13 protein-coding genes, 1 tRNA gene and 1 riboswitch are annotated in these 11,078 nt (G+C 64.5%); of the genes, 9 read left to right on the forward strand and 5 right to left on the reverse strand.

Going from position 1 to position 11,078, the window contains the following annotated elements; genetic code table 11:
• Positions 1-14 precede the first annotated feature (14 nt).
• The 5 genes from NX774_RS10585 to glyA form a co-directional block, all read right to left on the reverse strand.
• Positions 15-746, reverse strand: a complete 732-nt coding sequence (locus NX774_RS10585; protein WP_258822134.1) for a pilus assembly protein — start codon at positions 744-746, stop codon at positions 15-17.
• Positions 743-1,690 carry a PilW family protein gene (locus tag NX774_RS10590; RefSeq protein WP_258822135.1) on the reverse strand — a complete coding sequence of 316 codons (948 nt, stop codon included), beginning with the start codon at positions 1,688-1,690 and terminating at the stop codon, positions 743-745. Before NX774_RS10590 ends, NX774_RS10585 begins: the two co-directional genes overlap by 4 nt.
• Positions 1,690-2,229, reverse strand: coding sequence for a type IV pilus modification protein PilV (gene pilV / locus NX774_RS10595; RefSeq protein WP_258822136.1), 540 nt, complete (start codon positions 2,227-2,229; stop codon positions 1,690-1,692). The genes NX774_RS10590 and pilV overlap by 1 nt, the downstream gene beginning before the upstream one ends.
• A gap of 149 nt (positions 2,230-2,378) precedes the next feature.
• Positions 2,379-2,837, reverse strand: a complete 459-nt coding sequence (nrdR, locus tag NX774_RS10600) for a transcriptional regulator NrdR (protein ID WP_258822137.1) — start codon at positions 2,835-2,837, stop codon at positions 2,379-2,381.
• A gap of 49 nt (positions 2,838-2,886) precedes the next feature.
• Positions 2,887-4,134 (reverse strand): serine hydroxymethyltransferase, encoded by a 1,248-nt coding sequence (glyA, locus tag NX774_RS10605; protein WP_258822138.1) that lies wholly within the window; start codon positions 4,132-4,134, stop codon positions 2,887-2,889.
• Positions 4,135-4,237: 103 nt separating this feature from the next.
• Positions 4,238-4,349, reverse strand: a riboswitch (ZMP/ZTP riboswitch).
• Between the two features lie 122 nt (positions 4,350-4,471).
• On the opposite strand from glyA, the gene NX774_RS10610 reads away from it, so the two are divergent.
• The 9 genes from NX774_RS10610 to NX774_RS10650 all read left to right on the forward strand — a co-directional run bounded on the left by NX774_RS10610 (position 4,472) and on the right by NX774_RS10650 (position 10,940).
• Entirely contained in the window at positions 4,472-5,221 is a 750-nt protein-coding gene (locus NX774_RS10610) for an SDR family oxidoreductase (protein ID WP_258822139.1), read from the forward strand.
• Positions 5,222-5,501: 280 nt separating this feature from the next.
• Complete coding sequence (gene ybgC, locus NX774_RS10615) at positions 5,502-5,918, forward strand: tol-pal system-associated acyl-CoA thioesterase (RefSeq protein WP_258822140.1); 417 nt, start codon at positions 5,502-5,504, stop codon at positions 5,916-5,918.
• A gap of 27 nt (positions 5,919-5,945) precedes the next feature.
• Positions 5,946-6,629, forward strand: coding sequence for a protein TolQ (gene tolQ / locus NX774_RS10620; RefSeq protein ID WP_258822141.1), 684 nt, complete (start codon positions 5,946-5,948; stop codon positions 6,627-6,629).
• A gap of 18 nt (positions 6,630-6,647) precedes the next feature.
• Positions 6,648-7,079 carry an ExbD/TolR family protein gene (locus NX774_RS10625; protein WP_258822142.1) on the forward strand — a complete coding sequence of 144 codons (432 nt, stop codon included), beginning with the start codon at positions 6,648-6,650 and terminating at the stop codon, positions 7,077-7,079.
• A 10-nt stretch (positions 7,080-7,089) separates the two neighbouring features.
• Positions 7,090-8,043: a cell envelope integrity protein TolA gene (gene tolA / locus NX774_RS10630; protein WP_307731185.1), complete on the forward strand. Its 954-nt coding sequence runs from the start codon at positions 7,090-7,092 to the stop codon at positions 8,041-8,043.
• 32 nt (positions 8,044-8,075) lie between these two features.
• Positions 8,076-9,350, forward strand: a complete 1,275-nt coding sequence (gene tolB, locus NX774_RS10635; RefSeq protein ID WP_258822143.1) for a Tol-Pal system beta propeller repeat protein TolB — start codon at positions 8,076-8,078, stop codon at positions 9,348-9,350.
• Positions 9,351-9,398: 48 nt separating this feature from the next.
• Positions 9,399-9,923 carry a peptidoglycan-associated lipoprotein Pal gene (gene pal, locus NX774_RS10640; RefSeq protein ID WP_258822144.1) on the forward strand — a complete coding sequence of 175 codons (525 nt, stop codon included), beginning with the start codon at positions 9,399-9,401 and terminating at the stop codon, positions 9,921-9,923.
• 98 nt (positions 9,924-10,021) lie between these two features.
• Positions 10,022-10,807, forward strand: coding sequence for a tol-pal system protein YbgF (ybgF, locus tag NX774_RS10645; RefSeq protein ID WP_258822145.1), 786 nt, complete (start codon positions 10,022-10,024; stop codon positions 10,805-10,807).
• Between the two features lie 57 nt (positions 10,808-10,864).
• Positions 10,865-10,940, forward strand: a tRNA-Lys gene (locus tag NX774_RS10650).
• Positions 10,941-11,078: the final 138 nt, after the last annotated feature.

Below are 11,078 nucleotides of genomic sequence, written 5' to 3' on the forward strand. Positions count from 1 at the left end.
TTGCTCCGTTCCTGTTATTTGACGGCAGCCTCGTGCAGGTCCGTCCAGTTGGCGACCTCGCGCCATCCGATCCGCCCGGCAGGCAGCTCGGCCTCGGGCTCCCCGCCCGCCCCGGGCCGCCCATGCCCATCATCCCTGGCATGAGCGCTGGCTCCGCCCGGCGCACCCGCTGGCTTGCGGTAGAACGCCTGCAAAACGACCCGCGTTTGCTCGCTGGCCCCAAAACCGATCGCGGTAATGCGGAAGAAGTTTCCGCTGCCCGGAGGAGGATGGACCGGGGACAGGAACTCGACGAGGTAGCGCGGCGCCCGGGCCGGTAGCGGACCCTCGCCTGTCGCCATGCGCGCTCCCGTGAACGTGCCGTAAGCGACCGTGACCGCCTCGTCGCCGGCCAGGTCCACTTCCTGCCAGGCTGGCGCGGCCGCTCCCGGCTCCGCCAAGCAAAGCCCGAGGTCGTCGGTTCCGCGCCCGCATCCCTTGCCGATGCCGCTCGGGCCCACATTGAACAGCGACGCCCGGCCGGGATAAGTGCCCGCAGTGCTGGCGATGTCCAGCTCCGCGTCAAGCAGCGCCGCCTCGGCTGCGGCGAACGCGATCTCGCGGTCGCGCTGCTGGCGTGCCGTCTTTTCATCGCCGGCAGCGGCGCGTGCGGCCGCAATGGCAAGCATGAGCACCACCAGCATCAGTACCAGCGCGGTCAGGAGAACCGCGCCACGCGTTTGGCCGCGCAGGTGGGCCCGGTTCATCGCCGGCCTCCGCGCAGCGCCACGGTGGCCATGAATATCCTGCGCTGGCGCGGCGCCCCCACACCCGCCAGCGCAACCTCGCTCAGCCGGGTGCCCGCATCGCTGGTGCCGAACCGGTCGCCGTACGCCGGCCCGAACAGGTCGTAGGTGCGGCTTCGCCCCAGGCTGCGCGCCTCCGCTCCCCGCAGCAGCAGCGCGTACTGCACACTGGCCACGCGCTTCCAGTGGGTCTTCCGGTTCAGGTCCTGTTCGCGTTCGGCGGCCGTGCTGCCTGCCAGGACCAGCGCCGCGTCGAGTTCCTCGATTGCGCTGGCGTTCACGTAGCGGTTCGGCACCCCGTCGGCCGGATCGTCGGTGTCCAGCCCATACAGCACCTGGAAGCTGTCCACGCCGGTGACGATCGCATCGGCGCCCCAGCCGCCAGTGGCGCGGTACTTGCAGCGCAACTCGCCGGTGCCATCGCCACCGCGCGCCACGTAGAAGATGCTCCAGCCTTCGGCATGCTCGTGCGCCGGGAATCCGGCACAACTGAGCATGGTGCCGTCGCCACTGGGCGCCGGACCGGCACCGGAAAAACGCACCGCCAGCACGTCGCTGCCGTTCACCGACGACGGCAGCGGGTTGGCAATCCCGTCACCGCCTTTGCTGATCGAATGCGCGTCCAGTCCGGCCACATGTGCGGGTGCGGCTGGATCGAAAGCCTTGCCAGGGTCAGCTTGCTCCAGGTCGCGCCACGCGGACTGGCGCAGTGCCCGGCCTATCGTGTCGAGTGCGTACCTGCCGCCCTGCTGCGCTTCGGCGTCCTGGCCCTGCGCGACGTAGGCTGCATTGGCCGATGCGAACAGCACCTGCGCGGCCAGCAGCACCAGCAGCCCAACCGCGGTTGCCACCAGCAGTTCGACGAGGGTCAAGCCCTGTTGGGTGAACCAACGCCGGCGCGCCATCACAGGCTCCCGCCAGCAGTCAGCGCAAACGCGGGTGACTGCCCGTCGCCCTCGGTCCCGCGCCAGCCGATCTTGATGACGATGGGTGCCCCCGGGCCTGCGGCACAATCCCACGACAGCCGGTCGGCCGCGGCGTCCCACGGCGCCGCGTCCCGGCACACGCGCACGCGCCCCTGGGGGAAGCCGTCGTGGAGCAGGCGGCTGGCTTCGTACACATCGAATGCCGCCAGCGCCGCGGGCGCGCAGGCGTCGTCGCCGTAGCACGAAACCGGGGCTGGCGGCGGGCCGGCGGCGCTGTCGTAGTCGAGCTGGAGATAAGGGTTGGCGCCGTCCGGCGCTGCCATGGCGACGGGGTTGGCGCGCATGCGTTCGGCGAGCGACGACGCCAGTTGCACCGCGGCCGCGTTCAGTGCCTGCTGGTGAGCCGCGGCGCGTGCCTTCGACTGCGTGGCGGCCGCGCCGATGATCCCGACCGACAGCATGAACAGCGCCACCAGCACTTCCACAAGCGTGAATCCACCAGCCGACCAAGCGCGCACCGGGCACCTCCGCAGACGTCAAAAACGTGAGCTGAGAAGGTAGCAGCCGCGGTTCAGGCGGGGATGAGTTGGCTCAAGCGTACGGGTAATAGCCAGCGTTCAGCTAACGCCGGCACTGTTTGAACGCGTGGGCGGGAGACCCGCCCACCCTACTTGCGCGGGTGCCCGACTTCGGCAATCGCTTCCTGGAACTCGGCCAGGTCTTCGAAATTCTTGTACACCGACGCAAAGCGGATGTACGCGATCTTGTCGAGCCGCTTGAGCTCCTGCATGACCAGCTCACCCACGTAGCCGGAATCGACTTCGCGCTGCCCGCTGTTGAGGAGCTTCTCTTCGATCGACGCGATGGCCGTATCGATCGCCGCGGCCGACACCGGCCGCTTGCGCAGCGCCAGCATCAGGCTACCGCGCAGCTTGGACGATTCGAACTCCGAACGGGTACCGTTTTTCTTGACGATGATCGGCATCGACAGCTCGACCCGCTCATAGGTGGTAAAGCGCTTGTCGCAATGCGTGCAGCGGCGCCGGCGCCGAATGGAATCGCCCTCCTCCGATATCCGCGTATCGAGGACCTGGGTGTCGTCATGCTGGCAGAAAGGACATTTCATGGCGCCGGATGATGCAAAGCGGGCCGCGCAGGCAGCGCGGCCCAAAGGGTTAGGAAGCGTACACCGGGTACTTGTCGGTCAGCTTCTTCACTTCCGCCTTCACGCGCTCGATGGTGGCCGCGTCGTGCGGGTTGTCGAGCACGTCGGCGATCAGGTTGCCGACCTGGACCGCATCTTCTTCCTTGAAGCCGCGGGTGGTGAACGCCGGGCTGCCCAGGCGGATGCCCGAGGTGACGAACGGCTTCTGCGGGTCGTTCGGGATGCCGTTCTTATTGCAGGTCATGTGCGCCTGGCCCAGGATCGCCTCGGCTTCCTTGCCGGTCAGGCCCTTGGAGCGCAGGTCCACCAGCATCACGTGCGACTCGGTGCGGCCCGACACGATGCGCAGGCCGCGTGCGGTCAGCGTATCGGCCAGCGCCTTGGCGTTCTTCACCACCTGCTTCTGGTACTCCTTGAACTCCGGCGACAGCGCTTCCTTGAACGCGACCGCTTTACCAGCGATCACATGCATCAGCGGGCCACCCTGGATGCCCGGGAAGATCGCCGAGTTGATGGCCTTCTCGTGCTCGGCCTTCATCAGGATGATGCCGCCGCGCGGGCCGCGCAGCGATTTGTGGGTGGTCGAGGTCACGAAGTCGGCGTGCGGCACCGGGTTCGGGTACTCGCCGGCGGCGATCAAGCCGGCGTAGTGGGCCATGTCCACCATGAAGTAGGCGCCGACTTCCTTGGCCACGCGGGCGAAACGCTCGAAGTCGATGCGCAGCGCGAATGCCGACGCGCCGGCGATGATCAGCTTGGGCTTGTGCTCGCGGGCCAGGCGTTCCATCTGCTCGTAGTCGATGTCTTCCTGCGCGGTCAGGCCGTACGAGACCACGTTGAACCATTTGCCCGACATGTTCAGCGCCATGCCGTGGGTCAGGTGGCCGCCTTCGGCCAGCGACATGCCCATGATGGTGTCGCCCGGCTTGAGCATGGCGAAGAACACGCCCTGGTTGGCCTGCGAGCCCGAATTCGGCTGCACGTTGGCGGCCTCGGCGCCAAACAGCTCCTTGACGCGGTCGATCGCCAGTTGCTCGGCGATGTCCACGTATTCGCAGCCGCCGTAGTAGCGCTTGCCAGGATAGCCTTCGGCGTATTTATTGGTCAGCTGCGAGCCCTGGGCCTGCATCACGGCCGGCGAGGTGTAGTTCTCGGACGCGATCAGTTCGATGTGGTCTTGCTGGCGCTGGTTTTCCTTCTGGATGGCGTCCCACAGTTCCGGGTCGACTTTGGCGAGCGTGTGATCTTTTGCAAACATGAAAAAATACTCCAATCGATGTGAAACCAGGCACCGGCGGTTTCGCCAGGATGCGGGAGCCGGGAATGAAACAAGGCAGCCCGCGATGCTGTAAAAGCACCGGTGTGGCTGCCCAGGCGAACGGCTGACGTCGTCTCACGTTCCCCGGTGGTGTCCACCTTCCGCCGCGCGGCCAATGATCCTGCGCGGTTTTTTCGCCAGTTACGTGAGACGGTAATGGAGTCTGGATTGTAAGTTAAGTGCCCAGTTAGGGCAAGGAAACCGGATGGCCGCCCACCGCCCCGGCTGGCTGTTTGGGCTACAATCTTGCAGCTTTCGCGTTCTTAAGGATTTGACCATGATCGTTTTCATCACCGGCGCCTCGGCCGGCTTTGGCGCCGAGATGGCGCGCACCTTCGTCCGGAACGGGCACCAGGTCGTGCTGGCCGCGCGTCGCATGGACCGGCTCAAGGCCCTGGCCGCCGAACTGGGCGACAACGCCCTGCCGCTCGAGATGGATGTGTCGGACAAGGAATCGATCGACGAGGCACTGTCGATGTTGCCGCAATCGTGGCGCCAGATCGACGTGCTCATCAACAACGCCGGCCTGGCCCTGAACACCCTGCCCGCGCACCAGGTGCCGCTGGAGGACTGGGACACGATGATCGACACCAACTGCAAGGGCCTGGTGACGATGACCCGCGCTGTCCTGCCGGCCATGGTCGAGCGCGGCAGCGGGCTCATCATCAACCTGGGCTCGGTGGCAGGCGCCTACCCCTACCCGGGCGGCAACGTGTATGGCGCGACCAAGGCGTTCGTGGACCAGTTCACGCTGAACCTGCGCGCCGACCTGGTCGGCACCGGCGTGCGCGCCACCAACCTGGCGCCGGGCCTGTGCGGCGGCACCGAATTCTCGAACGTGCGCTTCAAGGGCGACGACGCGCTGGCGGCCAAGGTGTACGAAGGCACCACGCCGCTGACGGCGCAGGACATCGCCGAGGCCGCCTACTGGGTCGCCACGCTGCCGCCGCACGTCAACATCAACAGCATCGAGATGATGCCGACCTGCCAGGGTTTCGCGCCGTTCAACATCAAGCGCCAGGGGTAAGGTTCGGCTTCCCGGCGCCGGGCTCCGGATGCTCAGCATGGGCCCCCGCCTGCGCGGGGGCAAAACAATTCCGCGTCGGCGGAATTGTTTTGGTTTTGTAACAGCCACGGCAGCAGTCGTTAGAAAGTGTTACAGTCATTGGCTTAACGGCAGTATCTGCTTTCTACTATTGCCGTTTTGATAGCCCGCGACAGGCCATCTCGGGCCATTGAGCGGCAATATGTACGCCAGCGCACGATAAGTTGCACAAAATGGCGTAAAATGTTGCCCACTTACACTTATGGCAAATGAAATGCCTTCAGTTTTTGACTGGACAGTCCGTGTGTATTACGAAGATACGGACGCCGGCGGCATCGTGTTTTACGCGAACTACCTGAAGTTTTTCGAACGCGCGCGCACCGAGTGGCTGCGCGCTGCCGGTATTGGCCAGCAAGAACTGCTCGCGCGGGAAGGCGTCGCCTTCGTCGTCAAGCACGCCAGCATCGATTACACCGCGCCCGCGCGGCTGGACGATGAAATCCGTATCGCCACCACCATCCACAAGCTCGGCCGGGCCACGGTCCAGTTCTTCCAGCAGGCCTGGCGCGGCGAACAGCTGTTGACCTCCGCGCACGTGAAAGTTGGCTGCGTCGATGCGGCTACCATGCGCCCCCGCTCCCTTCCAGACGAAGTCGCTGCTAAAATGCATGCCGTCTGACAATTACATTTGACCGAATACATCCCGATGAACGCTGTGCAAGATCTTTCCTTCGTCGCCCTGATCAGCAATGCGCACCTGATCGTGCAGATCATCATGGCCTTGCTGTTCGCACTTTCGCTGACGAGCTGGAGCTACATCTTCCGCAAGCTGTTCGCAATCCGCGCGGCGCGCCGCCAGACCGAGCAGTTCGAGCGCAGCTTCTGGGCCGGCGGCAACCTGCACACCCTGCACCAGATGGCCAGCAGCCAGCGCGACCAGAGCGGCGCCCTGGCCCGCATCTTCGAAGCCGGCATGGGCGAATTCATCAAGGGCAAGCAGGCATCGCGCGACGCGCTCGACATGGGCGCGGTGCTCGACGGCGCCCGCCGCGCCATGCGCGCCGCCTTCCAGCGCGAACTGGACGGCCTGGACACGCACCTGAACTTCCTGGCCTCGGTCGGCTCGGTCTCGCCCTACATTGGCCTGCTGGGTACCGTGTGGGGCATCATGAACGCGTTCCGCGGCCTGGCCAACGTGCAGCAGGCAACGCTGGCGGCAGTGGCGCCGGGCATTGCCGAGGCGCTGATCGCCACCGCGATCGGCCTGTTCGCCGCGATTCCCGCGGTGGTGGCCTACAACCGCTTCACCCACGACATCGACCGCCTCGCGATCCGCTTCGAGAGCTTCGTCGAAGAGTTCTCCAACATCCTGCAGCGCCAGTCGCGCTAAGCCGAGCGGAGAATGACGATGGCCTTTTCCAGCAGCCTGCGCAGCGGACGCCGCAGAAAGTTCAAGTCCGAAATCAACGTCGTGCCGTACATCGACGTGATGCTGGTGCTGCTCATCATTTTCATGGTCACGCCGCCGGCCAACAACCCGAGCGTGATCAACCTGCCGGCCGCCGAGAAATCGGCGCTGCCGCCGGACGACTACATCCAGATCCAGATCCAGCCGAACGCCGAGATCACGATCGGCGTGCAAGGCAAGAATTCGAGCGCGCAGGCGCGCATGCCCACCCGCAGCGCGGTGATCGACCGCCTGCGCAGCATGCACGAGGAACATCCCGATTACCCGGTGCTGATCGCGGGCGACAAGGACAGCAAGTACGACGACGTCATCCAGCTCATTTCCGAAGCCAAGAAGATGGGCATCAACCGGGTGGGGCTGGCGACGAAGTGATTGGCAAGCCATGTCAGCGATGAAGCAAGCGAGCAGCGGCCCCTACCGGGTGCCGCCGGAACCGCGCCGCTGGTCGGCGGTCGTGCTGGCGGTGGCCGTGCACGCGTTCCTGCTCACCTTTTTGTGGGTGGGCATCAGCTGGCAGAACAACAAGCCGGCCGCAGTCGAGGCCGAGGTATGGGACATGAAGGTGCAGACGGCAGCGCCCCCGCCCCCGCCGCCCGCCGAGGCGCCGGAACCGGAGCCGCAGCCGCAGCCGGAACCTGCTCCCGCCCCCAAGGTGGTCGAGCAGCCGGCGCCGCCCGCGCCCGCGCCGGACATCCGGCTGGAGCAGGAGAAGAAGCGCAAGGAAGAGCTGCGCAAGAAAGAGCTCGCCGAAGAGAAGAAGCGCGAAGAGCTGAAGGCCAAGGAAGAGGCGAAGAAAGAAGCCGACAAGAAGGCGAAGGAAGAGGCGAAGAAGGAAGCCGACAAGAAAGCCAAGGAAGAGGCGGCCAAGAAGGAAGCCGAGAAGAAGGCCGAAGAACTGAAGAAGAAGGAAGCCGAGAAAGCCGAGAAGGCGGCCAAGGCCAAGGCGGAAGCGCAGAAGAAGGCGGCGCTCGAGAAGCAGCGCCAGCAGGACCTGCAACGCATGATGGCCCAGGCCGGCGCGGGCACCAGCGGCACGGCGGCGAAATCGACCGCGCCGCGGCGCGACGCCGGCTACGAGGCCGCGCTCAGGGCGAAGATCAAGAGCATGACGAGCTACGCCGGCAGCACCGACGTGCCGGGCAACCCGACGGTCACGTTCAAGGTCGAGCAGCTGCCGACGGGCGAGATCATCTCGGTGAGAAAGGTAAAGAGCAGTGGGATGCCGGAATTCGACGACGCCGTGGAGCGCGGTATTTCCAAATCGTCACCACTGCCTAAAAAGAAAGATGGTACGGTAGAGCGTTCACTGGAAATCTCCTTCCAAATGAAGGACTGAACGGCACCAGGTCGAACCACAACCATTGATTGATGAGGCTCATGAAAAAACTACACTACCTGCTGTTTTCCGCGACGCTGCTGATGGGCACGGCCCAGGCGCAGCTGCACGTCGAGATCGCCGGCGTGTCCAACAACCAGATCCCGGTCGCGGTGGCCGCGTTCGCCGACGAATCGGTGGCGCCGGAACAGGTGTCGGCCGTGATCCGCGCGGACCTGGAGCGCAGCGGCGTGTTCAAGGTCATCGACGCGCGCCAGGCCATCTCTGAAACCGCCAGCATCGACTACTCCGCCTGGAAAGCCAGCGGCGCCGACGCGGTGGTGGTGGGCAGCGTGCAAAAGCTGGCGGACGGCCGCCTGGCGGTGCGCTACAAGCTGCTCGACACCATCAAGGCCGGCCAGATCTCGTCGCTGTCGGACGCCGTGCAGCCGCGCAGCACCCGCCTGCAGGCGCACCGCATCGCCGACGACGTGTATGAAAAGCTGACCGGCGTGCGCGGCATCTTTGCCACCCGCATCTCGTACGTGGGAGAGAACCCGCGCGACAAATTCCGCTACCGCCTGGAAGTGGCCGACTCGGACGGCGCCGGCGTGCAGGTGGCCTTCATGTCGCCGGAACCGATCATCTCGCCGTCGTGGTCGCCGGACGGCACCAAGGTCGCCTACGTCTCGTACGAGAAGAAGAAGCCGATCATCTACATGCAAGACCTGATCACCGGGCAGCGCCGCCTGATCTCGAACCAGAAGGGCAACAACTCGTCGCCGGCCTGGTCGCCGGACGGCAGCAAGCTGGCGATCTCGCTGTCCAAGGACGGCAACACCGAAATCTACACGGTCAATGCCGATGGCAGCGGGCTGCACCGCGTGACCGACAACCCGGCGATCGACAGCGAAGCCCGCTTCTCGGCCGATGGCCAGACCATCTACTTCATGAGCGACCGCAGCGGCGGCCCGCAGATCTACAAGATGAGCGCATCCGGCGGCAATGCCTCGCGCGTCACCTTCAACGGTCCTTACAACATCAGCCCGCGTATTTCGCCAGACGGGAAAACCCTGGCGTTCATCTCGCAGCGCAACGGCGCCTTCTCGCTCTACGCAATGGACCTGGCCTCGGGCCAGGAACTGCGTCTGGCGGACGACGCCTCGGAACCGAGTTTTTCGCCTAACGGCAAGTACATCATGTATGCGACCCATAGCGGCGGGCAGCGCTCGCTTGCCGTGGTCTCGGTCGATGGACGGGTGAAGCAGAGTTTGACCACCCAAGCGGGAAACATCAAGGAGCCCACCTGGGGTCCTTTCATGCAGTAATGATGCAGTAATGATTTGAAGTCCTTTTTTACAACCAGGAGAAAAAACATGCGCAACATCAAGAGTGTAGCCTTCATCGTGAGCGCGGCCGCCCTGCTGTCCGCCTGCAGCTCGACCAAACTGAACGAAACCCCGGTGGTCGACAAGAGCCCGGCACAGCAGCCGGTGGCCCAGCAGGACAACCGCGAAGTCAAGCCGGTCACCCCGGACGTGGTGGACCCGCTGAACGATCCGAAAGGCGTGCTCGCGAACCGCAGCGTGTACTTCGACTTCGACAAGTTCGTCGTGCGTGACGACGGCAAGCCGGTCGTCGAGAACCACTCGGCCTACCTGACCAAGAACAAGCAGCGCAAGGTCCTGATCCAAGGTAACACCGACGAGCGCGGCGGCACCGAGTACAACCTGGCCCTGGGCCAGAAGCGTGCCGAAGCCGTGCGCAAAGCCATGGGCGCGCTGGGCGTGTCCGACGGCCAGATGGAAGCCGTGTCGCTGGGCAAAGAGAAGCCGAAGGCACAAGGCCACGACGAGGCTGCCTGGGCAGAAAACCGTCGCGCCGACATCGTGTATCAATAATCCTGTCGGACTCGGCTGATTGACACGGGGCGGCGCGCAGTGCAGACTGCGACCGCCCCGTCATTATTTGCATGTCACAGGATTAGAAAGAGTCAATCATGATCAAGTTGTCCAAGTCCCGCCTTGCAGTCCTGATGCTGGCTGCCTGGCTGCCGCTGCACGCCTCTGCCGGCCTGCTCGAAGATGATGAAGCACGCAAGGCGATCCTCGACCTGCGCGCCAAGATCGATGCCATGGCCCGCGACCTGAACGCGCGCATCGACACCAAGTCGGACAAATCGACCGCCCTGGACATGCTCAACCAGCACGAGCAAACCATGCAGGAAATCGCGCGCCTGCGCGACCAGGTCGAAACGCTGGGCAACCAGCTGGCCAACGTGCAGAAGAGCCAAAAAGATTACTACGTCGACCTCGACGCGCGCATCAAGAAGCTCGAGCCGCAGCAGGCCACCATCGATGGCCGCACCGCCGAAGTCCTGCCGACCGAAAAGCAGTCGTACGACACGGCGATGGAGCTGTTCAAGTCGGGCGACTACAAGGGCGCCACCGCTGCCCTCACCGACTTCGTCAAGCGCTACCCGCAATCGGCGTACGCCGCCAACGCGCAGTACTGGCTGGGCAACGCCTACTACGCGCAGCGCGACTACAAGAACGCGATCGCCGCGCAGGAAGCCGTGGTGAACAACTACAGCACCAGCCCGAAGGCCGCCGACGCGATGCTCAATATCGCCAGCAACTACACCGAGCTGGGCGACGACAAGGCGGCGCGCAAGGCGCTGACCCAGCTGGTCAAGCAATACCCGGACACCTCGGCCGCGCAGACCGCCAAGGACCGCCTTGCCTCGCTCAAACCGGCCGTGACCAAGACCGCCAAGAAGAAATGATGGGATGCGTGAACGTTTGACACGTTTGCGCTCAGCCCATATAATCTTGCTTCTTTCGGGTCGTTAGCTCAGTTGGTAGAGCAGCGGACTTTTAATCCGTTGGTCGCTGGTTCGAGCCCAGCACGGCCTACCAGAATTTGCAGTATCAGAAAAAGGCGTTACGAGTGATCGTGACGCCTTTTTTTGTGCCCACAAAAAAAATGCCGATGTATCGCACATCGGCAAAGACCACCCAGAGGATTCCCCCGAACGGCCATGGCTCACTAGGGAG

The sequence above is a fragment of the Massilia agilis genome (genome assembly GCF_024756255.1).
In the GTDB taxonomy this organism is placed as follows: Bacteria; Pseudomonadota; Gammaproteobacteria; order Burkholderiales; family Burkholderiaceae_D; genus Telluria; species Telluria agilis.